This window comes from Enterobacter cloacae complex sp. 372C4, from assembly GCF_050030615.1.
Taxonomy (GTDB): Bacteria; Pseudomonadota; Gammaproteobacteria; order Enterobacterales; family Enterobacteriaceae; genus Enterobacter; species Enterobacter intestinihominis.
Genome location: NZ_JBLGUQ010000001.1, coordinates 2096037 through 2117276, shown reverse-complemented (window position 1 = coordinate 2117276; position 21240 = coordinate 2096037). Strand labels below are relative to the sequence as shown.

The following is a 21240-nucleotide window of genomic DNA, read 5'->3' as shown; positions in this document are numbered from 1 at the left end:
GCTTAGAATTTCCCGGCCGAAACTAAAAAAACGGATAATCGCTTGGAATTGTTGTATACCGCCCTGCTCTACATCATTCAGCCACTGGTGTGGCTGCGACTGTTGCTTCGTAGCCGTAAAGCGCCTGCGTACCGTAAACGCTGGGCCGAACGCTATGGCTACTGCCGCAATAAAGTGGCGCCGGACGGTATTCTGCTGCATTCCGTGTCAGTCGGGGAAACGCTGGCCGCCATTCCACTGGTGCGTGCCTTACGCCACCGTTATCCGTCACTGCCCATCACCGTCACCACGATGACGCCAACCGGCTCAGAGCGCGTGATGTCTGCCTTCGGTAAAGACGTGCATCACGTCTACCTGCCGTACGATCTCCCCTGCGCCATGAACCGTTTCCTGAATACCGTTCGCCCTAAACTGGTGATCGTCATGGAAACTGAACTGTGGCCGAATATGATTTCCGCCCTGCATGCCCGTAAAATTCCTTTGGTTATCGCCAACGCGCGTCTGTCGGAACGCTCGGCGAAAGGGTACGGCAAGCTGGGTAAATTTATGCGTCGCCTGCTCAGCAAAATCACGCTGATCGCCGCGCAGAACGAAGAAGATGCCGCGCGCTTTATCGCCCTCGGCCTGAAGCGCAACCAGCTTGCGGTCACGGGTAGCCTGAAGTTCGATATTTCCGTCACCCCTGAACTCGCCGCCCGTGCGGTGACGCTGCGTCGTCAGTGGGCGCCGCGTCGCCAGGTCTGGATTGCCACCAGCACCCATGACGGCGAAGAGGCCATTATTCTTCAGGCTCACCGCCAGCTGCTGGAAAAATTCCCTGATTTACTGCTGATTCTGGTGCCTCGCCATCCTGAGCGTTTTAAAGATGCCCGGGAGATGGTGCAAAAAGGCGGTTTCAGCTTCACCCTGCGCAGCAGCGGCGAAATCCCCTCTGGCAGCACGCAGGTGGTGATTGGCGATACGATGGGCGAACTGATGCTGCTGTACGGGATTGCCGATCTTGCTTTCGTTGGCGGAAGCCTGGTGGAGCGCGGTGGTCATAACCCGCTGGAGCCGGCAGCCCACGCCATTCCCGTGCTGATGGGTCCACACACGTTTAACTTCAAAGATATCTGCGCGAAATTGCAGCAAGCCGATGGCTTAATCACCGTGACCGATGCGGACTCGGTGGTCAAAGAGGTCTCAACCCTTCTGACTGACGAAGATTACCGCCTGTGGTACGGTCGTCACGCCGTTGAAGTCCTGCATCAGAACCAGGGTGCACTGACCCGTCTGCTGCAACTTTTGCAACCTTACCTGCCGCAGCGGAGCCACTAATGTCAACGCGTCTGTCGGTCGTGATGATCGCCAAAAACGCCGCCGACCTGCTTCCGGATTGCCTGGTCTCTGTTGCCTGGGCTGACGAAATCGTCATTCTCGATTCCGGAAGTACGGACAATACGGCGGACGTTGCCCGTGCAGCCGGGGCAAAAGTCTTTACCGACACCGACTGGCAGGGCTACGGTATTCAGCGTCAGCGTGCGCAGAGTTACGCCACGGGCGATTACGTGTTGATGATCGATACCGATGAGCGCGTCACCCCGGAACTCCGACAGGCCATTCAAACGGTGCTTGCTGCGCCACAGCCCGGCGCGGTCTACAGTATCGCGCGTCGTAACTATTTCCTGGGCCGCTTTATGCGCCACAGCGGCTGGTACCCCGACCGCGTGATGCGCCTCTATGCCCGCGAGCGTTATCAGTACAACAACAACCTGGTCCATGAGTCTCTGGCCTGCGATAACGCTCAGGTCATCCCCCTGACGGGCGATCTGCTTCATCTGACCTGCCGCGATTTCGCCAGCTTCCAGCGGAAACAGCTGAACTATGCCACCGCCTGGGCACAGGAGCGGCATGCGCGCGGCAAGAAGGCCACGCTGACCGGCATCTTCACCCACACGCTGGGCGCGTTTCTGAAAACGCTGCTGCTACGTGGCGGCGTGCTGGACGGCAAGCAGGGCTGGTTACTGGCGGTAGTGAATGCCCAGTATACTTTCAATAAATACACCGAGCTGTGGGCGCTGAACCGCGGCTACTCAGAGAAAACGTGAGCCATGAGCACAAAAGCGATTTATCCGGGTACCTTCGATCCGATCACTAACGGTCATCTTGATATCATCACCCGTGCGGCGTGTATGTTCGACAAGGTGATTCTGGCCATTGCCGCCAGCCCGAGCAAAAAGCCGATGTTTGACCTGAACGAACGCGTGCAGCTTGCCACCGATGCGATTTCGCATTTGTCGAATGTTGAGGTCGTCGGATTCAGCGATTTGATGGCAAACTTTGCCCGTGCCCAGCAGGCCAATATCCTGATCCGCGGTCTTCGCGCGGTAGCAGACTTCGAATATGAGATGCAGTTGGCGCACATGAACCGCCATCTGATGCCGGAGCTGGAGAGCGTATTCCTGATGCCCTCCAAAGAGTGGTCCTTCATCTCTTCTTCGCTGGTGAAAGAGGTGGCGCGCCATCGCGGGGACGTTACCCACTTTCTGCCGGTTAACGTCCACCAGGCGTTGATGGAAAAGTTAAAGTAACCCTACTTCTGGCACTGACGGCAGTAAAACGTGGCGCGCTGAGCGTGCTTCGTGGCAATAATCGGCGTCCCGCATGCTCTGCACGGTTCCCCCTTACGACCATAAACCTGCAACTCCTGCGCAAAATAGCCCGGCTTCCCGTCGCTTTGCAGAAAATCCTTCAGCGTCGTCCCGCCCTGCTCAATTGAGCGCAGCAGTACCGCTTTAATCACTCTGACCAGCAGCTCGCACTCCTGCGCAGACAGCGAAGAGGCCAGCCGATCGGGATGGATCCCGGCGGCAAACAACGATTCGCTGGCATAGATATTCCCCACGCCCACGACCAGCTTGTTATCCATCAGCCAGGGTTTGATCGGGGTTTTCTTTTTCGCGCACTTCTCTTTGAGATAATCTGCGTTAAACGCTTCTGAGAGCGGCTCAGGTCCAAGATGCGCCAGCACGTTGTGCCCTTCCAGCTCTTTGGTCCACAGCCATGCACCAAAGCGACGCGGGTCGGTGTAACGCAGCACCTTGCCGTTACTCATCACCAGATCAACGTGGTCGTGCTTTTCCGCAGGCAACTCTTCGGTGAGGATGCGCAGGCTTCCCGACATGCCCAGATGGATAATGATCCAGCCGTCAGGCAGCTCCAGCAGCAGGTATTTCGCGCGGCGCTGTACGCTCAGGACAGGTTTATCGCTTAACGCGTGGATCTCATCGGACACCGGCCAGCGCAGACGCCCGTTGCGAACGACAGCATGAAGAATAGTCGCGCCAACCAGATGGGGCTCAATGCCGCGGCGGCTGGTCTCTACCTCAGGTAATTCAGGCATGGTTCCTCCGTTGAGATGCAGAATGCAAAAAACCCCGCAGTTGCGGGGTTTTTCAATACAAGGAGACTAAAATTATTTGATTTTAGCTTCTTTGTACAGTACGTGCTGGCGTACAACTGGATCGAATTTTTTCAGTTCCAGTTTTTCCGGCTTAGTACGTTTGTTCTTCGTGGTGGTGTAGAAGTGACCTGTACCAGCAGAAGAAACCAGCTTGATTTTCTCGCGAATACCTTTAGCCATGATTTATTTCCTCTTTAAGTACTTAGTACTTTTCGCCACGGGCACGCAGTTCGGACAGAACTGTATCGATGCCTTTCTTATCGATTACACGCATACCTTTAGCAGATACGCGCAGGGTGACAAAACGCTTCTCGCTCTCAACCCAGAAACGGTGAGAGTGCAGGTTCGGCAGGAAACGGCGTTTAGTCGCGTTCAGTGCGTGGGAACGGTTGTTACCGGTCACCGGACGCTTGCCAGTAACTTGGCAGACTCGGGACATGTCTATTCTCCAAAAATCAAATTAGCTCGAGCTTCGTATGGGGTATCGGCGCCTCGTCAGGCTTTACAGCCCGGTCATCGCATAGTTCTATTGAACTCTCGATTGCCAGGCCCAAATGCCAAACCCGAGATTCTCAAAGGTGGCGTAGTATACGCTGACTCGGCGGTGTGCTCAAGTCCCGAACAGACAAAGATCCCGATGGATCGCGAGAAAAGGCCTAAATCCAGCCACGTTCGGCAAAAGAAATGTACTCTCCGCGGCCAATTATCAGATGGTCCAGCACACGAATGTCCATGAATTGACAGCATTTGATAATACGTTCGGTAATTGCTTTGTCAGCTCTGCTTGGTTCTGCACAGCCAGAGGGGTGATTATGCGCGAGGATCACGCCGGCTGCATTCACTTTTATCGCTTCCCGCACAATTTCACGCGGATGCACCTCAACGTGGCTCAATGTTCCCGAAAAAAGGCGGGTATGTTTCAGTACCCGGTTTTTGTTGTCGAGAAAGATCACCATAAAGATCTCCCGCTCCAGATCGGAAAGCTGGCTTTGCAGAAATTCGCGGGTCATATCGGGGGTGAGGATCGGGTCTTCTTCCTCCATACGCACGTTGTAAAATCTCCGGGCCAGCTCCGCAATGCCCCGCAACTGGGCATATTTCGCCACGCCAATACCCTCAACGTGCGTAAACGCCTCCAGCTCGGCGGTCAACAATCCATACAGTGAGCCGAAATGCTCTATCAGCTCTTTCGCCAGCGTAAATACCGTTTTCCCCGGCGTGCCTGTGCGTAAAAAGAGCGCCAGCAGCTCGTCGTCCTTTAACAACGTGACGCCATGGCGCAGCATTTTTTCACGCGGTAGCAGCAGTTCAGTCTCTTCCATGCCCGGCCTCCTTCTGTTTGCCATTATGCTGCCACAGGCAAATTCGGGGCTCGACGCTGGCGTTTCGTTCTTGCGTAGCGCCTCGCAAAGTGAATTGAGGACATCATCACCCCGTTTTAGGGATTGTGATAAAATGCCCGCTCTCTGGTGAAACCCAACAGGAAAGAATCATGATGAGCCTGGCCGGTAAAAAAATCGTTCTTGGCGTCAGCGGCGGTATTGCTGCCTATAAAACGCCAGACCTGGTGCGCCGTTTGCGCGAGCGCGGGGCCGACGTACGGGTCGCGATCACCGAAGGCGGCAAAGCCTTTATCACCCCGCTGAGCCTGCAAGCCGTCTCGGGATACCCGGTATCCGACAGCCTTCTCGACCCGGCAGCCGAAGCCGCAATGGGCCATATTGAGCTGGGGAAATGGGCCGATCTGGTTATCCTTGCCCCCGCCACGGCAGATGTAATTGCCCGCGTGGCGGCCGGGATGGCGAACGATTTGGTAACGACCATTTGCCTCGCCACGCCTGCGCCCGTCGCGGTTGTACCCGCAATGAACCAGCAGATGTATCGCAACGCCGCTACCCAGCATAATCTGGATACGCTGGCCTCGCGCGGCCTGCTAATTTGGGGACCGGAGAGCGGCAGCCAGGCCTGTGGCGACGTGGGGCCAGGGCGTATGCTCGACCCATTGACGATTGTTGATATGGCCGCCGCCCATTTCTCGCCTGTCAACGATCTGCAACATCTCAACATCATGATTACCGCGGGCCCCACGCGCGAGCCGCTGGATCCGGTGCGATACATCACCAACCACAGCTCCGGCAAAATGGGCTTTGCGATTGCTGCCGCGGCAGCCAAACGCGGCGCGAACGTGACGCTGGTGAGCGGCCCGGTGTCGCTTACCACCCCTGCGTTTGTGCGGCGTATTGATGTAACTACCGCGCTGGAAATGGAAGCCGCCGTACAGGCGCATGCTCAACAACAGCATATTTTTATCGGCTGTGCGGCCGTCGCTGATTACCGCGCCGAAACCATTGCCGACGCCAAAATTAAAAAGCAAGGTGATGAATTAACAATAAAAATGGTGAAGAACCCGGATATCGTTGCCGGTGTCGCCGCATTGAAAACTCATCGTCCTTACGTTGTTGGGTTTGCCGCAGAAACGAATAATGTGGAAGAATATGCCCGGCAAAAACGTACCCGCAAAAACCTCGATTTGATTTGCGCGAACGACGTATCGCTGTCCACGCAAGGATTTAACAGCGACAGCAACGCATTGCACCTTTTCTGGCAGGATGGAGATAAAGTCTTACCGCTTGAGCGCAAAGAACTCCTGGGCCAACAATTACTGGACGAGATCGTTACCCGTTATGATGAAAAAAATCGACGTTAAGATTCTGGACCCGCGCGTTGGCGAGCAATTTCCGCTGCCAACGTATGCCACCTCCGGCTCTGCCGGTCTTGACCTGCGCGCCTGTCTCGATGACGCCGTAGAACTGGCGCCGGGTGCAACGACCCTGATCCCGACCGGGCTGGCGATTCACATTGCTGACCCGTCACTGGCAGCGGTGATCCTGCCGCGCTCTGGCCTGGGCCATAAGCATGGCGTCGTACTGGGTAACCTGGTCGGCCTGATCGACTCTGACTATCAGGGTCAGCTGATGGTATCCGTCTGGAACCGTGGCCAGGACAGCTTCACCATTGAACCGGGCGAGCGTATCGCGCAGATGGTGTTTGTACCGGTGGTGCAGGCAGAATTTAACCTGGTGGCAGACTTCGACGCTACCGACCGTGGCGAAGGCGGCTTCGGCCATTCCGGGCGCAAATAACCGCCCGACAAACACGCATCTCACAGCGCCATAATGCAATAACAAACCGCAAACGTCAGTTTGCGGGTCGCTGTGTGGTTGCTAGCCTGACAAGTGCTTATTTTCAGGGGTATTTTGTAACATGGCAGAAAAACAAACCGCGAAAAGGAATCGTCGCGAAGAAATACTTCAATCTCTGGCTCTGATGCTTGAATCCAGCGACGGCAGTCAACGCATCACCACCGCCAAGCTGGCGGCCTCTGTGGGCGTGTCAGAGGCGGCGCTGTATCGTCATTTCCCGAGCAAAACCCGGATGTTCGACAGCCTGATCGAGTTTATCGAAGATAGCCTGATCACGCGCATCAACCTGATTCTTAAGGATGAAAAAGACACCAGCACGCGTCTGCGTCTGATTGTGCTGCTGATTCTGGGCTTTGGTGAACGTAACCCGGGTCTGACCCGTATTCTTACTGGCCACGCGCTGATGTTTGAACAGGATCGTCTGCAAGGCCGTATAAACCAGCTTTTTGAGCGTATCGAAGCCCAGCTTCGTCAGGTTCTGCGCGAGAAGAAAATGCGGGAAGGTGAGGGATATAATACGGATGAGACGCTGCTGGCAAGCCAGATCCTGGCATTTTGCGAAGGGATGCTCTCCCGGTTTGTGCGCAGCGAGTTTAAATATCGACCAACGGACGATTTTGACGCCCGTTGGCCGTTAGTAGCAGCACAATTACAGTAACGCCATCGCCGGATGGCGGCTTCGCCTTATCCGGCCTACGAACAGGTAGGCCCGGTAAGCGTAGCGCCACCGGGCAATTGAATTATACGCCAAACTCTTCGCGGTATTGACGTACCGCCGCCAGGTGATCCGCCATTTCAGGCTTCTCTTCCAGATATGCAATCAGGTCTGTCAGCGTGATGATAGAGATCACTTTGCAGCCATAATCGCGTTCCACTTCCTGAATAGCAGAGATGTCGCCACGCCCACGCTCCTGACGATCGAGCGAAATCAGCACACCCGCAAGCGTTGCACCGTTAGCCTGGATAATTTCCATCGATTCACGGATCGCGGTGCCTGCGGTGATCACGTCATCTACCAGCATCACGCGGCCCTGCAACGCACTGCCTACCAGATTGCCGCCTTCACCGTGGGTTTTGGCCTCTTTACGGTTAAAGCAGTACGGTACGTCGCGGTCATGGTGCTCCGCCAGCGCCACCGCCGTGGTGGTTGCAATTGGAATGCCTTTGTACGCGGGGCCAAACAGCAGATCGAAATCAATCCCGGAATCCACCAGCGCTTCGGCATAGAAGCGGCCTAACAGTGCCAGGTCGCGCCCGGTATTAAACAGCCCGGCGTTGAAGAAATACGGGCTTTTACGCCCGGATTTCAGCGTGAACTCGCCAAACTTAAGTACCTGCTTGTTAAGCGCAAACTCAATAAACTGGCGCTGATACGATTTCATGGATTTGCTCCTTTGTCTTTTCAGTCTTACAGGCAAAAAAAAGGCGACTCATTGGTCGCCTTAAAATCAATTTTCTAACGCCGCTTTCTGCGTCGCTACAATAGATTCAATACCCCCTCGGGCCAATGCCAGCAAGGTGAGCAGTTCTTCGTGAGTGAATGGCTCGCCTTCTGCCGTGCCCTGCACTTCAATGATGCGACCATCTTCGGTCATCACCACGTTCATGTCGGTTTCTGCGGCAGAATCTTCAACGTATTCCAGATCGCAAAGCGCTTCGCCGTTAACAATACCAACGGAGACAGCAGCAACCATCCCTTTCATTGGGTTGGTTTTCAGCTTACCGGCGGCAACCAGCTTGTTCAGCGCATCTGCCAGCGCCACACAGGCACCGGTAATGGAGGCCGTACGCGTGCCGCCATCGGCCTGGATCACGTCGCAGTCCAGCGTGATGGTGAACTCACCCAGCGTTTTTAAGTCAACCGCGGCGCGGAGCGCACGTGCGATCAGGCGCTGGATCTCCATAGTACGGCCGCCCTGCTTACCTTTTGCCGCTTCACGGGCATTACGGGTATGGGTTGCGCGCGGCAACATACCGTATTCCGCGGTGATCCACCCCTGCCCCTGACCTTTCAGGAAGCGAGGCACGCCCTCTTCGATGGACGCGGTGCAAAGCACTTTGGTGTCACCAAACTCAACCAGCACGGAGCCTTCAGCGTGTTTTGTATAGTTACGGGTCAGGGTGACGGGACGCACCTGGTTGGCGCTACGACCTGCTGGACGCATGATGGATTCTCCGGCTTGAAACGAATGTGGCTGCGCATTATACGGATAAAGGACGCTTATTCCTATCCTGAGAAGCCCCTGAAAGCTATAATCCCCCCATCTCTCCTTTAAAAACGGGAATGTCTATGATCCGCAGTATGACCGCCTACGCCCGGCGTGAAATCAAGGGTAGCTGGGGTAGCGCTACCTGGGAAATGCGCTCGGTAAACCAGCGCTATCTGGAAACATATTTCCGTATGCCGGAACAGTTCCGCAGCCTGGAGCCTGTGGTGCGTGAGCGTATCCGTACGCGTCTGACCCGCGGGAAAGTGGAATGTAACCTGCGTTTTGAGCCCGATGCCAGTGCACAGGGCGAACTGATCCTGAACGAAAAGCTGGCAAAACAGCTGGTTAATGCGGCGAACTGGGTCAAAATGCAAAGCGATGAAGGCGAGATCAACCCGGTTGATATTCTGCGCTGGCCTGGCGTGATGGCCGCCGGAGAGCAGGATCTGGACGCGATTACCGCTGAAATCCTGGCTGCACTCGACGGCACGCTGGATGACTTTATCGTTGCCCGCGAAACCGAAGGCCAGGCGCTGAAAGCGATGATTGAGCAACGCCTTGAAGGCGTGAGCGCCGAAGTGGCTAAAGTGCGCGCGCATATGCCAGAAGTGCTGCAATGGCAGCGTGAGCGACTTGTCGCCAAACTGGAAGAGGCGGAAGTTCAGCTGGAAAACAACCGTCTGGAACAAGAGCTGGTGCTGATGGCGCAGCGTGTAGACGTGGCTGAAGAGCTGGATCGTCTGGAAGCGCACGTTAAAGAGACCTACAACATCCTGAAGAAGAAAGAAGCGGTAGGCCGCCGTCTCGACTTTATGATGCAGGAGTTCAACCGCGAGTCGAACACGCTGGCGTCTAAGTCTATCAATGCAGAGGTGACCAATTCAGCGATTGAACTGAAGGTCCTGATTGAGCAGATGCGCGAGCAGATCCAGAATATCGAGTAATACCTTTCAGGGTGGTGTCTGGCACATCACCCATTACTTTTTCTAATCCATATTTATCCTTACTTTCTTTGTCTCCCGCCTTATCACAAGCCCGCCTGGCATGCGTTGATAAATTGCTTTAGGGCAAATCCCCTCGCCTTAGAAAATCTCAATCGTGATCTTGCGCACAAATCGCTAACCTCCTCCACTTCATTCCGGAGGGTTTATGCTGCTTCACATTCTCTATCTTATTGGCATTACCGCTGAAGCCATGACCGGCGCGCTTGCCGCCGGACGTCGCCGAATGGACACCTTCGGCGTGATCATTATTGCCACGGCCACTGCGCTCGGCGGCGGGTCCGTGCGCGATATCCTGCTTGGCCATTATCCGCTCGGCTGGGTTAAAAACCCTGAGTACGTCATTATCGTGGCAACGGCAGCCGTGTTAACCACGATTGTAGCCCCGGTGATGCCTCATCTGCGCCGCTTGTTCCTGGTGCTGGATGCGCTTGGGCTGATTGTTTTTTCCATCATTGGCGCACAAATTGCTCTCGATATGGGTGAAGGCCCGGTTATCGCCACCATTGCGGCGGTGATCACGGGCGTGTTTGGCGGGGTGCTGCGCGATATGTTCTGCAAACGTATCCCGCTGGTTTTCCAGAAGGAACTGTATGCCGGCATCTCCTTTGCCGCGGCAGTGCTTTATGTCGCCTTGCAGCACTATGTCACCAACCACGATGTGGTGGTTATCTCCACGCTGCTGTTTGGTTTCACCGCGCGTATGCTGGCATTGCGCCTGAAGCTGGGCCTGCCCGTTTTTCATTACAAGCACAACGCGCATTAATGTCAGAACCCGTTAATGTGCTGCTCAGCCAGCCACCTTGCCAGCCTATCAACGGGAGGCGCATGCAGCCAGTTAACGACCTGCTGCGCCTTCTCTTCACCTGTTCCCGGCAAAGCCTGCCAGTCAGCGGCGCTCCGCTGATTCAGCGCCTGCCACGACGCCGCCCCAACCGCATTCAGCGTGGCTTTTGTCAGCGGGATCCCCATCGCTGTGACCCAGCGAATAAAAGGTTGTTTGCGCACAATATTAAAACGATGACAGAGCGATAACCCGCGCCCGGCGGAAAAGCCAGGCGTGGACTGTAGCTGCGCCTGCGTCAGTGTTAACCACGAAAAAATATGCTCGAAACGATGCGTCTGATGAAGCGTTCGCCAGCCCGCCTCGCCTAACCCCTCGATCCCTAGCCCTTGTTTTGAGCTAAGCCACGTCAACCGGGCAAAGAACTGTTCCATACACGCTGGTGAGGCATAAAAACAGGTCAGCGAGTGGTACTGCAGGGCCGGAGGTTCTGGTTTTTCCCTGTTCGCTCCCCGCCAGACAACTCGATCGAATCGGGGGATCCCCTGCCCGGCGAGGCTTATCAGAACCTGATCGCCGGGAACAATATCCAGCCGCTGCCAGCGTGTGACCGACCCCAGGCTCACCCGCCGCACCTGTTTATCATCAAGCTTTACTGGATCCAGTTCGGCTACAACGGACACCTTGCCCGTTCGCCCGACGCCAAACTGTATCCCTCGCACTTCAGCAACCTGAGCGACAGGCGTATATTTCCATGCGACAACCCAACGGCCTTCACCGGGTAACCAACCGTCGCCCGCGGGTTCATCCGCTGAACGCACCACAATGCCGTCCGTGGCAAAGGGCAATGCTGTTGTATGCCACGCTGAACGCTGCGCTTCGACCGCATTCACAGACGCGGCGGGCAGCGTATAACGCGCCGTCAGGGTGAACCCGGCTTTTGACAACGCATCCAGAGATACCTGCATCTCTTTAGGTCCATCCGGCCAGGCCCAGATAAACACGCCGAGCTGCCTGAGAAGTGCGCTATCGTTATGACGCATCATGGCGCCCGCCACTTTTGCCCGCATGTTCATCCCCCCCATCTGACGCTGGATGTGGTTTTCATGAATCCAGAACAGTTCACCCTGTAAGACGCTATTTGCCAGGGGGCCGGACAGGTTTTGCGGAACAGAGGGGATTGATCGAACCTGCGCCGTCCAGTCTTCACCTTTCACACCGTTGCCACGGCTAATGGCCCGGACAAGCTTCCCGCCCTGGTACACCAGCGTCACAGCCACGCCATCCACTTTGGGCTGCATCCAGAGATGTTGCCGGGCTCGCATCCACTGGCTGAGCTCAGCTTTACTGGCAACCTTATGCACGCCCGTATGCGCAACCGGGTGTGTCACACTACCTGTCAGAGGTGGCGGTCTCTCTTCGGAAGAGACATGACCAAAGCATCGCTGCCACTGGTTCAACCGCGCGTTAAGCTGATCGTACACCCCGTCATCAACGTCACTGACTCCCTGCTTCCAGTAAGCATCGTCCCAGCGTTTGATCTGCGCGCTCAGCGCTACAATTTCCTTTTCTGCTTTTGCCTGCGACCATACCGGGCATACCGCTAACCCGGTGCTACACCACAACAGCGCAAACCCGCTTATCCATCGCCACATTATTACCCCTCCTTTGCGTTGGAGGAGGTATAACCCGGTATTGAAAACGACGCGAATGGCAACGTTACGCTTTACGAGGCGTTATCCAGCGTTTCTTTTTGTTGCTGCAAACCGCAGACAAAACCTGAAAACGGCACGCAAAATTTAATCATCCACGGGAAAAAGTGTGACAAAGGCTACGTCACACAGCGGCGACGTGTATAATAAGCCCGTATGTAGGACTTCTTCGTTAACACATACAAAAGACTCTCATGGCTCAAGGCACGCTTTATATTGTTTCTGCCCCTAGTGGCGCGGGTAAATCCAGCCTTATTCAGGCACTGTTAAAAACCCAACCGTTGTACGATACGCAGGTTTCTGTTTCTCACACCACGCGAGCACCGCGTCCGGGTGAGGTGCACGGTGAACACTATTTCTTTGTGAATCACGACGAATTCAGAGCGATGATTGGCAGAGACGCGTTTCTTGAACACGCAGAAGTATTCGGTAACTACTACGGTACTTCGCGTGAAACCATTGAGCAGGTTCTTGCGACCGGCGTGAACGTGTTCCTGGATATCGACTGGCAGGGCGCGCAGCAAATTCGTAAGAAAATGCCTGATTCGCGCAGTATCTTTATTTTACCGCCATCGAAAGATGAACTGGATCGCCGCCTGCGGGGTCGCGGCCAGGACAGCGAAGAAGTTATCGCGAAGCGTATGGCACAGGCAGTTGCAGAAATGAGCCATTACGCGGAATATGATTACCTTATTGTGAATGATGATTTTGATGCCGCGCTGAGCGATCTCAAAACTATCCTTCGCGCAGAACGTCTGCGTATGAGCCGCCAGAAGCAGCGACATGACGCATTAATCACCAAACTGTTGGCAGACTGAACCCACTTTCAGTATCATGCCCAGTCATTTCTTCACCTGTGGAGCATTTTAAGTATGGCACGCGTAACTGTTCAGGACGCTGTAGAGAAAATTGGTAACCGTTTTGACCTGGTACTGGTCGCCGCGCGTCGCGCTCGTCAGATGCAGGTAGGCGGTAAAGATCCGCTGGTACCGGAAGAAAACGATAAAACCACCGTTATTGCACTTCGCGAAATCGAAGAAGGTCTGATCAACAACCAGATCCTCGACGTGCGTGAGCGCCAGGAGCAGCAAGAGCAGGAAGCCGCAGAACTGCAGGCCGTAACCGCCATTGCTGAAGGTCGTCGTTAATTAAACCTGCGGGTCGCCCTTGTATCTGTTTGAAAGCCTGAATCAACTGATTCAAACCTACCTGCCTGAAGACCAGATTAAGCGTCTTCAGCAGGCGTATCTCGTTGCACGTGACGCTCACGAGGGCCAGACACGTTCAAGCGGTGAACCCTATATCACGCACCCGGTAGCGGTGGCCTGTATTCTGGCCGAGATGAAACTCGACTACGAAACGCTCATGGCCGCCCTGCTGCATGACGTGATTGAAGATACCCCTGCCACCTACCAGGACATGGAACAGCTGTTTGGCAAAAGCGTTGCCGAGCTGGTGGAAGGGGTCTCTAAGCTTGATAAGCTGAAATTCCGCGATAAGAAAGAGGCGCAGGCCGAAAACTTTCGCAAGATGATCATGGCGATGGTGCAGGATATCCGCGTCATTCTCATCAAACTTGCTGACCGCACCCACAATATGCGCACGCTGGGCTCACTTCGCCCGGATAAACGTCGCCGCATCGCCCGAGAAACCCTCGAAATCTACAGTCCGCTGGCGCACCGTTTAGGTATTCATCACATTAAAACCGAGCTGGAAGAGCTGGGTTTTGAAGCGTTATACCCGAACCGCTATCGCGTGATTAAAGAGGTGGTGAAAGCCGCTCGCGGTAACCGTAAAGAGATGATTCAAAAGATCCTCTCTGAAATCGAAGGGCGCTTGCAGGAAGCCGGTATTCCATGCCGCGTCAGCGGTCGCGAAAAGCATTTGTACTCTATTTACTGCAAAATGGTGCTCAAAGAGCAGCGTTTTCACTCGATCATGGATATCTACGCGTTCCGCGTCATCGTCCACGACTCGGACACCTGCTACCGCGTGCTGGGGCAGATGCATAGCCTGTACAAGCCACGTCCGGGGCGCGTCAAAGATTACATCGCCATTCCAAAAGCGAACGGATACCAGTCTTTGCACACCTCGATGATTGGCCCGCACGGCGTTCCGGTTGAGGTGCAAATTCGTACCGAAGACATGGATCAGATGGCGGAAATGGGTGTCGCGGCGCACTGGGCTTATAAAGAGCACGGCGGCGAAAGCAGCACCACCGCGCAAATCCGCGCCCAGCGCTGGATGCAGAGCCTGCTGGAGCTGCAACAGAGTGCAGGTAGCTCGTTTGAATTTATCGAGAGCGTTAAATCCGATCTCTTCCCGGATGAGATTTACGTTTTCACGCCGGAAGGGCGCATTGTCGAACTGCCTGCGGGCGCGACGCCGGTCGACTTCGCTTACGCCGTGCATACCGATATCGGCCATGCCTGCGTGGGTGCCCGCGTCGACAGGCAGCCTTATCCGCTGTCGCAGCCGCTCTTCAGCGGGCAGACTGTCGAAATTATTACCGCGCCGGGCGCACGTCCTAACGCCGCCTGGCTGAACTTTGTCGTGAGCTCAAAAGCGCGCGCAAAAATCCGCCAGCTGCTGAAAAATCTCAAGCGCGACGACTCCGTTAGCCTGGGGCGTCGTCTGCTCAATCACGCGCTGGGTGGCAGCCGCAAACTGGCAGAGATCCCACCAGAAAACATTCAGCATGAGCTGGAGCGTATGAAGCTCGCCTCGCTGGATGACCTGCTGGCAGAGATTGGCCTCGGAAACGCCATGAGCGTGGTCGTGGCGAAGAACCTGCAACAGGGCGAAACGACAGCCGTTCCTGCTAACGCGCAAAATCATGGTCACCTGCCAATCAAAGGCGCTGACGGGGTGCTCATCACCTTCGCCAAATGCTGCCGCCCTATCCCGGGCGACCCGATTATTGCGCACGTCAGCCCGGGTAAAGGGCTGGTGATCCACCACGAATCCTGCCGTAACATCCGTGGCTATCAGAAAGAGCCTGAGAAGTTCATGGCGGTCGAATGGGATAAAGAGACAGCGCAGGAATTTATCACTGAAATCAAGGTGGATATGTTTAACCACCAGGGTGCACTGGCGAACCTGACGGCAGCGATCAACACGGCCTCGTCAAACATTCAGAGCCTGAATACTGAAGAAAAAGATGGCCGCGTTTACAGCGCCTTTATTCGCCTGACCGCCCGTGACCGCGTACATCTGGCCAATATTATGCGCAAGATCCGCGTGATGCCGGATGTCATTAAAGTCACCCGTAACCGAAACTAGCATTATGAATTCAACACGTTACGAGCGAATCTGCGAAATGCTCGCCAGGCGTCAGCCTGATCTGACGGTCTGCATGGAGCAGGTCCATAAACCTCATAACGTCTCTGCTATCGTCCGCACCGCAGATGCCGTCGGCGTGCATGAAGTCCACGCCGTCTGGCCAGGCGCACGTATGCGTACCATGGCCTCCACCGCCGCAGGCAGCAACAGCTGGGTATCCGTGAAAACTCACCAGACTATTGGTGAAGCGGTCTCGCACCTGAAAGGGCGTGGCATGCAGGTTCTGGCAACCAACCTCTCAGCTAAAGCCGTGGATTTCCGTGAGATCGACTACACCCGTCCGACCTGCATTTTAATGGGCCAGGAGAAAACGGGGATCACGCAGGAAGCACTGGATTTGGCTGACCGGGACATCATCATTCCGATGATCGGCATGGTCCAGTCACTCAACGTGTCGGTCGCCTCAGCGCTGATCCTGTATGAAGCGCAGCGCCAGCGTCAGAATGCCGGAATGTACGAGCGCAGCAACAGCATGCTGCCGGAAGAGGAGCAGCAGCGCCTGCTGTTTGAAGGTGGCTATCCGGTGCTGGCTCGCGTTGCGAAGCAGAAGAAATTGCCTTACCCCCACGTCAACGCGCAGGGCGAAATTGAAGCCGATGCCGAGTGGTGGTCCACCATGCAGTACGCAGGGTAAATCATGAAAGGCCGCCTGCTGGACGCCATACCGCTCAACAGCCTGACGGGCGTGGGCGCGGCACAAAGCAGTAAACTGGCGAAGATTGGCCTGCACACCGTGCAGGATCTCCTGCTCCACCTCCCCCTGCGTTACGAAGACCGTACTCAGCTTTATAAAATTGGCGATCTGCTGCCCGCTATTTACGCCACCGTTGAAGGGGAAGTGCTGAACTGCAACATCACCTTTGGCGGACGCAGGATGATGACCTGCCAGATCAGCGACGGCACCGGCATTCTCACCATGCGCTTTTTCAACTTCAATGCGGCGATGAAAAACAGCCTTGCCACCGGACGACGCGTACTTGCGTACGGTGAAGCCAAACGGGGCAAATACGGCGCGGAGATGATCCACCCGGAATACCGCGTGCAGGGCGATCTCAGCTCACCTGAGCTACAGGAGACGCTCACCCCGGTCTATCCAACCACCGAAGGCATTAAGCAGGCCACGCTGCGCAAGCTCACCGACCAGGCGCTGGAGCTGCTCGATACCTGCGCCATTAACGAGCTGCTGCCGCCGGAGCTGGCGCAGGGGATGATGAGCCTGCCGGAGGCGTTGCGCACCCTGCACCGTCCACCGCCAACGCTTCAGCTTGTTGATTTAGAAAGCGGTAAACATCCCGCCCAACGGCGTCTTATCCTTGAGGAATTACTGGCTCACAACCTGAGCATGCTGGCCCTGCGCGCAGGTGCGCAGCGTTTCCACGCGCAGCCATTAAGCCCGCATGATGAGCTCAAAGATAAGCTGCTGGCCACACTGCCGTTTAAACCCACTGGCGCCCAGGCGCGGGTCACCGCCGAGATCGAACGCGATATGGCGCTGAATGTGCCGATGATGCGCCTGGTGCAGGGCGACGTGGGTTCCGGGAAAACGCTGGTTGCCGCATTGGCCGCTTTACGCGCTATCGCCCACGGCAAGCAGGTGGCGCTGATGGCGCCGACAGAACTGCTGGCCGAGCAGCACGCCAACAATTTCCGTAACTGGTTCGCCCCACTGGGGATCGAAGTGGGCTGGCTGGCCGGGAAGCAGAAGGGCAAAGCACGTCTTGCGCAGCAGGAAGCCATTGCCAGCGGGCAGGTGCAGATGATTGTCGGCACGCACGCCATTTTCCAGGAACAGGTGCAGTTTAACGGCCTGGCGCTGGTCATTATCGACGAACAACACCGCTTTGGTGTTCATCAGCGTCTGGCGCTGTGGGAGAAAGGTCTGCAACAGGGCTTCCACCCGCATCAGCTGATCATGACCGCCACGCCGATTCCGCGCACCCTGGCGATGACGGCCTATGCCGATCTGGATACCTCCACCATCGACGAGTTGCCGCCGGGCCGAACGCCGGTGACCACGGTTGCCATACCGGACACGCGGCGCAGCGACATCATTGACCGCGTGCGCAACGCCTGTACGCAGGAAGGGCGTCAGGCGTACTGGGTCTGCACCCTGATTGAAGAGTCTGAGCTGCTGGAAGCGCAGGCTGCCGAAGCCACATGGGAAGAGTTAAAGCTCGCCCTGCCAGAGCTGAACGTCGGTCTGGTTCACGGGCGCATGAAGCCTGCCGAGAAGCAGGCGGTGATGCAGTCGTTCAAACAGGGCGAGCTGCACTTACTCGTTGCGACTACGGTTATCGAAGTGGGCGTGGATGTGCCGAACTCCAGCCTGATGATTATTGAGAACCCGGAGCGTCTGGGCCTGGCGCAGCTCCACCAGCTACGAGGCCGCGTGGGCCGTGGTGCGATCGCCTCTCACTGCGTGCTGCTCTACAAAGCCCCGCTGTCGAAAACCGCGCAGATGCGTTTGCAGGTATTACGCGACAGCAATGACGGCTTCGTCATTGCGCAAAAAGATCTGGAGATCCGCGGCCCGGGCGAACTGCTGGGCACGCGTCAGACGGGTAACGCCGAATTTAAAGTGGCGGATTTGCTGCGCGATCAGGCCATGATCCCCGAAGTACAACGCCTTGCGCGTCATATTCATGAACGCTACCCCGAACAGGCGGCAGCGTTAATTGAACGCTGGATGCCGGAAACCGAACGGTATTCCAACGCCTGAAGGTCAGCCAAACATCGGCAGCATCAGATAGAGCTTAATGACCAGCGCGTTGACGATATCAATGAAGAATGCGCCCACCATCGGCACCACCAGAAACGCCATGTGCGACGGGCCGAATCGTTCGGTGATCGCCTGCATATTCGCGATGGCCGTTGGTGTCGCTCCCAGACCAAATCCACAGTGACCCGCAGCCAGTACCGCCGCATCATAGTTTTTGCCCATCATGCGCCAGGTAACAAAGATGGCATACAGCGCCATAAACACGGCCTGTACCGCCAGGATCGCCACCATCGGCAGCGCCAGCGAGGCCAGCTCCCACAGCTTGAGGCTCATCAGCGCCATCGCCAGGAACAGCGACAGGCTGACGTTCCCCAGCACGGACACCGCGCGTTCGAAGACGCGGTAGAAGCCCATCTGCGCCAGACCGTTGCTCAGGATCACCCCGATAAACAGCACGCAGACAAAGGTTGGCAGTTCGAAAGCCGTTCCCGCCAGCCATTGCGCAACGATTTTGCCCACGGTGAGGCAGATGGCAATCATGGCGATGGTTTCAATCATCACCAACGAGGTGATGCTGCGACCAACGTCCGGTTTTTCGAACGCGGTCGGCACCATTTCATCGTCTGGTCTGCCTTCCGGCGTAGTGGAATGTTTCACCAGATAGCGCGCCACCGGGCCGCCAATCAGCCCGCCAAGCACCAGGCCAAAGGTCGCGCAGGCCATTGCCACTTCCGTTGCGTTTTCAAAGCCATAGCGTTCGATGAACAGCTTGCTCCACGCCGCGCCCGTTCCGTGGCCACCTGACAGGGTAATCGACCCCGCCAGCAGACCCATCAGCGGATCCAGCCCCAGCAGCGACGCCATACCGATGCCGATGGCGTTTTGCATCAGCAGCAGGCCCACCACGACAATCAAAAACACGCCCAGCACCTTGCCACCCGAACGCAGGCTTGCGAGGTTAGCGTTCAGGCCGATAGTGGCAAAGAAGGCCAGCATCAACGGATCTTTCAGGGACATATCAAAATCAATTTCCCAACCCATGCTTTTTTTCAGTACCAGCAGGGCCAGCGCCACCAGCAATCCACCGGCTACAGGTTCAGGAATTGTGTACTTTTTCAGAAAGGAAACACTGTGTACCAGCTTGCGACCAAGCAGAAGAACCAGCGTTGCGGCAACAAGGGTCGACAACGTATCGAGATGAATCATAAAAGGCTCCTGTTATGCGCGTGTTCCATACACACGCGGCGTTATCCTGGGCCGGGTGATGCTCGTCATGAGCCGCCGGCGCGAAAAGTGTAATTTTTTTTTCCTGTTCGTTGTAGAAAACCTGCTCACACCGGCAGATTTTCTCTCTTTTTTTTGCTGGCAATCGTTTGCTTTTACCAAGTGGTCAGCTAAAATGCCCGCTTTTCCACCGTGGGATTGCCGCCGATGTCTGTTAACACTCTGGAGTCTGCTGATGCGCAACCGATTGCGCAGAAGCAAAACAGTGAACTGATTTACCGCCTTGAAGATCGTCCCCCGCTACCTCAAACCCTGTTTGCCGCCTGCCAGCATCTGCTGGCGATGTTCGTTGCGGTCATCACGCCGGCTCTGCTGATTTGTCAGGCGCTGGGGTTACCGGCGCAGGATACGCAACACATCATCAGTATGTCTCTGTTCGCTTCCGGTGTAGCCTCCATCATTCAAATTAAAGCCTGGGGTCCGGTGGGTTCGGGGTTGCTGTCGATTCAGGGCACCAGCTTTAACTTTGTGGCGCCGCTGATCATGGGCGGTACGGCACTGAAAACCGGCGGCGCAGATGTCCCGACGATGATGGCGGCGCTATTCGGCACCCTGATGCTGGCAAGCTGCACAGAGATGATAATCTCCCGCGTTCTGCACCTTGCGCGCCGGGTGATCACCCCGCTGGTCTCCGGCGTGGTGGTGATGATTATCGGCCTGTCGCTGATTCAGGTGGGTCTGACCTCCATCGGGGGCGGCTACGCGGCAATGAGCGACCATACCTTCGGCGCGCCGAAAAACCTGCTGCTGGCAGGCGTGGTGCTGGCGATCATTATTCTGCTTAACCGCCAGCGTAACCCGTACCTGCGCGTGGCTTCGCTGGTGATCGCCATGGCGGCCGGTTACCTGCTGGCGTGGGCGCTAGGCATGCTGCCGGAAAACACCACCCCAACCAACAGCGCGTTGATTACCGTGCCAACGCCGCTCTACTACGGCCTGGGCATTGACTGGAGTCTGCTCCTGCCACTGATGCTGGTCTTTATGATCACCTCGCTGGAAACCATTGGCGATATCACTGCCACCTCCGACGTGTCCGAGCAGCCGGTCTCCGGCCCGCTGTACATGAAACGTCTGAAAGGCGGCGTGCTGGCGAACGGACTGAACTCGTTTGTCTCGGCGGTGTTCAACACATTCCCGAACTCCTGCTTCGGCCAGAACAATGGCGTGATCCAGTTGACCGGCGTGGCCAGCCGCTACGTGGGCTTCGTGGTGGCGCTGATGCTGGTGGTCCTCGGCCTGTTCCCGGCGGTAAGCGGGTTTGTGCAGCACATCCCTGAGCCGGTCCTGGGCGGCGCGACGCTGGTCATGTTCGGTACCATCGCGGCCTCCGGCGTGCGTATCGTCTCCCGCGAGCCGCTGAACCGCCGCGCAATCATGATTATTGCGCTGTCTCTCGCCGTAGGACTTGGCGTCTCCCAGCAGCCGTTGATTTTGCAGTTTGCCCCGGACTGGGTGAAAAACCTGCTCTCTTCCGGCATCGCCGCGGGCGGTATTACCGCTATCGTGCTGAATCTCATTTTCCCGCCTGAAAAGAACTGATCCC

At 56.3% G+C, this 21240-nt stretch carries 22 protein-coding genes; 14 read left to right on the top strand and 8 right to left on the bottom strand.

Translation table 11 applies throughout. The annotated features are described in order from the left end of the window. Nucleotides 1-42 precede the first annotated feature (42 nt). Genes waaA through coaD form a run of 3 tightly spaced genes read left to right on the top strand, consistent with a single transcriptional unit; the run spans nt 43 to nt 2570 of the window. Nucleotides 43-1317 carry a lipid IV(A) 3-deoxy-D-manno-octulosonic acid transferase gene (gene waaA, locus ACQG11_RS10200; RefSeq protein ID WP_003860874.1) on the top strand — a complete coding sequence of 425 codons (1275 nt, stop codon included), beginning with the start codon at nt 43-45 and terminating at the stop codon, nt 1315-1317. Continuing rightward, complete coding sequence (locus ACQG11_RS10195; protein ID WP_426728348.1) at nt 1317-2087, top strand: glycosyltransferase family 2 protein; 771 nt, start codon at nt 1317-1319, stop codon at nt 2085-2087. The genes waaA and ACQG11_RS10195 overlap by 1 nt, the downstream gene beginning before the upstream one ends. Nucleotides 2088-2090: 3 nt before the next feature. Continuing rightward, a complete protein-coding gene (coaD, locus tag ACQG11_RS10190; RefSeq protein WP_022646622.1) occupies nt 2091-2570 on the top strand; it encodes a pantetheine-phosphate adenylyltransferase in 480 nt (159 codons plus the stop codon). A gap of 2 nt (nt 2571-2572) precedes the next feature. On the opposite strand, the gene mutM is transcribed toward coaD, so the two are convergent. The 4 genes from mutM to radC all read right to left on the bottom strand — a co-directional run bounded on the left by mutM (nt 2573) and on the right by radC (nt 4764). Beyond that, nucleotides 2573-3382 carry a bifunctional DNA-formamidopyrimidine glycosylase/DNA-(apurinic or apyrimidinic site) lyase gene (gene mutM / locus ACQG11_RS10185; protein ID WP_003860879.1) on the bottom strand — a complete coding sequence of 270 codons (810 nt, stop codon included), beginning with the start codon at nt 3380-3382 and terminating at the stop codon, nt 2573-2575. A 72-nt stretch (nt 3383-3454) separates the two neighbouring features. After that, nucleotides 3455-3622, bottom strand: coding sequence for a 50S ribosomal protein L33 (gene rpmG, locus ACQG11_RS10180; RefSeq protein ID WP_003024094.1), 168 nt, complete (start codon nt 3620-3622; stop codon nt 3455-3457). 22 nt (nt 3623-3644) lie between these two features. Further along, entirely contained in the window at nt 3645-3881 is a 237-nt protein-coding gene (gene rpmB / locus ACQG11_RS10175; protein WP_002436699.1) for a 50S ribosomal protein L28, read from the bottom strand. A 217-nt stretch (nt 3882-4098) separates the two neighbouring features. Beyond that, nucleotides 4099-4764 carry a RadC family protein gene (gene radC, locus ACQG11_RS10170; RefSeq protein WP_022646621.1) on the bottom strand — a complete coding sequence of 222 codons (666 nt, stop codon included), beginning with the start codon at nt 4762-4764 and terminating at the stop codon, nt 4099-4101. A 173-nt stretch (nt 4765-4937) separates the two neighbouring features. Here radC and coaBC point away from each other — a divergent pair, with 173 nt between their 5' ends. The 3 genes from coaBC to slmA all read left to right on the top strand — a co-directional run bounded on the left by coaBC (nt 4938) and on the right by slmA (nt 7303). Beyond that, a complete protein-coding gene (gene coaBC / locus ACQG11_RS10165) occupies nt 4938-6149 on the top strand; it encodes a bifunctional phosphopantothenoylcysteine decarboxylase/phosphopantothenate--cysteine ligase CoaBC (RefSeq protein ID WP_087878399.1) in 1212 nt (403 codons plus the stop codon). Continuing rightward, complete coding sequence (dut, locus tag ACQG11_RS10160; protein WP_015570042.1) at nt 6127-6585, top strand: dUTP diphosphatase; 459 nt, start codon at nt 6127-6129, stop codon at nt 6583-6585. The genes coaBC and dut overlap by 23 nt, the downstream gene beginning before the upstream one ends. A gap of 121 nt (nt 6586-6706) precedes the next feature. Beyond that, on the top strand, nt 6707-7303 hold the full coding sequence (gene slmA / locus ACQG11_RS10155) for a nucleoid occlusion factor SlmA (protein WP_003860901.1): 597 nt from the start codon (nt 6707-6709) through the stop codon (nt 7301-7303). A gap of 82 nt (nt 7304-7385) precedes the next feature. Here the strand turns inward: slmA and pyrE are convergent, their stop codons facing one another. Both pyrE and rph read right to left on the bottom strand, forming a co-directional pair. Further along, nucleotides 7386-8027: an orotate phosphoribosyltransferase gene (gene pyrE, locus ACQG11_RS10150; protein ID WP_032622050.1), complete on the bottom strand. Its 642-nt coding sequence runs from the start codon at nt 8025-8027 to the stop codon at nt 7386-7388. A gap of 66 nt (nt 8028-8093) precedes the next feature. Further along, complete coding sequence (gene rph, locus ACQG11_RS10145) at nt 8094-8810, bottom strand: ribonuclease PH (protein WP_015570044.1); 717 nt, start codon at nt 8808-8810, stop codon at nt 8094-8096. Between the two features lie 125 nt (nt 8811-8935). Here rph and ACQG11_RS10140 point away from each other — a divergent pair, with 125 nt between their 5' ends. Then, nucleotides 8936-9799 (top strand): YicC/YloC family endoribonuclease, encoded by an 864-nt coding sequence (locus ACQG11_RS10140; RefSeq protein WP_003860907.1) that lies wholly within the window; start codon nt 8936-8938, stop codon nt 9797-9799. Nucleotides 9800-10004: 205 nt separating this feature from the next. Beyond that, nucleotides 10005-10622, top strand: coding sequence for a trimeric intracellular cation channel family protein (locus ACQG11_RS10135; RefSeq protein WP_023299016.1), 618 nt, complete (start codon nt 10005-10007; stop codon nt 10620-10622). A gap of 2 nt (nt 10623-10624) precedes the next feature. On the opposite strand, the gene ligB is transcribed toward ACQG11_RS10135, so the two are convergent. Continuing rightward, a complete protein-coding gene (gene ligB / locus ACQG11_RS10130; protein WP_046621796.1) occupies nt 10625-12295 on the bottom strand; it encodes an NAD-dependent DNA ligase LigB in 1671 nt (556 codons plus the stop codon). Nucleotides 12296-12546: 251 nt separating this feature from the next. On the opposite strand from ligB, the gene gmk reads away from it, so the two are divergent. Genes gmk through recG form a run of 5 tightly spaced genes read left to right on the top strand, consistent with a single transcriptional unit; the run spans nt 12547 to nt 18413 of the window. Next, nucleotides 12547-13170 (top strand): guanylate kinase, encoded by a 624-nt coding sequence (gene gmk / locus ACQG11_RS10125; RefSeq protein WP_006177710.1) that lies wholly within the window; start codon nt 12547-12549, stop codon nt 13168-13170. A 54-nt stretch (nt 13171-13224) separates the two neighbouring features. Next, the gene (gene rpoZ, locus ACQG11_RS10120; RefSeq protein ID WP_000135058.1) at nt 13225-13500 is read left to right on the top strand and encodes a DNA-directed RNA polymerase subunit omega; all 276 of its coding nucleotides are present in this window, start codon (nt 13225-13227) and stop codon (nt 13498-13500) included. A gap of 19 nt (nt 13501-13519) precedes the next feature. Beyond that, nucleotides 13520-15634 carry a bifunctional GTP diphosphokinase/guanosine-3',5'-bis pyrophosphate 3'-pyrophosphohydrolase gene (spoT, locus tag ACQG11_RS10115; protein WP_022646616.1) on the top strand — a complete coding sequence of 705 codons (2115 nt, stop codon included), beginning with the start codon at nt 13520-13522 and terminating at the stop codon, nt 15632-15634. A gap of 4 nt (nt 15635-15638) precedes the next feature. Continuing rightward, nucleotides 15639-16328 (top strand): tRNA (guanosine(18)-2'-O)-methyltransferase TrmH, encoded by a 690-nt coding sequence (gene trmH / locus ACQG11_RS10110; RefSeq protein ID WP_032622047.1) that lies wholly within the window; start codon nt 15639-15641, stop codon nt 16326-16328. 3 nt (nt 16329-16331) lie between these two features. Further along, entirely contained in the window at nt 16332-18413 is a 2082-nt protein-coding gene (recG, locus tag ACQG11_RS10105) for an ATP-dependent DNA helicase RecG (protein ID WP_023299014.1), read from the top strand. A 3-nt stretch (nt 18414-18416) separates the two neighbouring features. On the opposite strand, the gene gltS is transcribed toward recG, so the two are convergent. Next, the gene (gene gltS, locus ACQG11_RS10100) at nt 18417-19619 is read right to left on the bottom strand and encodes a sodium/glutamate symporter (RefSeq protein ID WP_006812438.1); all 1203 of its coding nucleotides are present in this window, start codon (nt 19617-19619) and stop codon (nt 18417-18419) included. Nucleotides 19620-19844: 225 nt separating this feature from the next. On the opposite strand from gltS, the gene xanP reads away from it, so the two are divergent. Then, nucleotides 19845-21236 carry a xanthine/proton symporter XanP gene (gene xanP / locus ACQG11_RS10095; protein WP_032626600.1) on the top strand — a complete coding sequence of 464 codons (1392 nt, stop codon included), beginning with the start codon at nt 19845-19847 and terminating at the stop codon, nt 21234-21236. Nucleotides 21237-21240: the final 4 nt, after the last annotated feature.

Bases quoted from the DNA above. Each gene is read 5' to 3' on its own strand.
- ACQG11_RS10195 (WP_426728348.1), top strand. From the start codon at position 1,317: ATGTCAACGCGTCTGTCGGTCGTGATGATCGCCAAAAACGCCGCCGAC.
- coaD (WP_022646622.1), top strand. From the start codon at position 2,091: ATGAGCACAAAAGCGATTTATCCGGGTACCTTCGATCCGATCACTAAC.
- mutM (WP_003860879.1), bottom strand. From the start codon at position 3,382: ATGCCTGAATTACCTGAGGTAGAGACCAGCCGCCGCGGCATTGAGCCC.
- rpmG (WP_003024094.1), bottom strand. From the start codon at position 3,622: ATGGCTAAAGGTATTCGCGAGAAAATCAAGCTGGTTTCTTCTGCTGGT.
- rpmB (WP_002436699.1), bottom strand. From the start codon at position 3,881: ATGTCCCGAGTCTGCCAAGTTACTGGCAAGCGTCCGGTGACCGGTAAC.
- radC (WP_022646621.1), bottom strand. From the start codon at position 4,764: ATGGAAGAGACTGAACTGCTGCTACCGCGTGAAAAAATGCTGCGCCAT.
- coaBC (WP_087878399.1), top strand. From the start codon at position 4,938: ATGAGCCTGGCCGGTAAAAAAATCGTTCTTGGCGTCAGCGGCGGTATT.
- dut (WP_015570042.1), top strand. From the start codon at position 6,127: ATGATGAAAAAAATCGACGTTAAGATTCTGGACCCGCGCGTTGGCGAG.
- slmA (WP_003860901.1), top strand. From the start codon at position 6,707: ATGGCAGAAAAACAAACCGCGAAAAGGAATCGTCGCGAAGAAATACTT.
- pyrE (WP_032622050.1), bottom strand. From the start codon at position 8,027: ATGAAATCGTATCAGCGCCAGTTTATTGAGTTTGCGCTTAACAAGCAG.
- rph (WP_015570044.1), bottom strand. From the start codon at position 8,810: ATGCGTCCAGCAGGTCGTAGCGCCAACCAGGTGCGTCCCGTCACCCTG.
- ACQG11_RS10140 (WP_003860907.1), top strand. From the start codon at position 8,936: ATGATCCGCAGTATGACCGCCTACGCCCGGCGTGAAATCAAGGGTAGC.
- ACQG11_RS10135 (WP_023299016.1), top strand. From the start codon at position 10,005: ATGCTGCTTCACATTCTCTATCTTATTGGCATTACCGCTGAAGCCATG.
- ligB (WP_046621796.1), bottom strand. From the start codon at position 12,295: ATGTGGCGATGGATAAGCGGGTTTGCGCTGTTGTGGTGTAGCACCGGG.
- gmk (WP_006177710.1), top strand. From the start codon at position 12,547: ATGGCTCAAGGCACGCTTTATATTGTTTCTGCCCCTAGTGGCGCGGGT.
- rpoZ (WP_000135058.1), top strand. From the start codon at position 13,225: ATGGCACGCGTAACTGTTCAGGACGCTGTAGAGAAAATTGGTAACCGT.
- trmH (WP_032622047.1), top strand. From the start codon at position 15,639: ATGAATTCAACACGTTACGAGCGAATCTGCGAAATGCTCGCCAGGCGT.
- recG (WP_023299014.1), top strand. From the start codon at position 16,332: ATGAAAGGCCGCCTGCTGGACGCCATACCGCTCAACAGCCTGACGGGC.
- gltS (WP_006812438.1), bottom strand. From the start codon at position 19,619: ATGATTCATCTCGATACGTTGTCGACCCTTGTTGCCGCAACGCTGGTT.
- xanP (WP_032626600.1), top strand. From the start codon at position 19,845: ATGTCTGTTAACACTCTGGAGTCTGCTGATGCGCAACCGATTGCGCAG.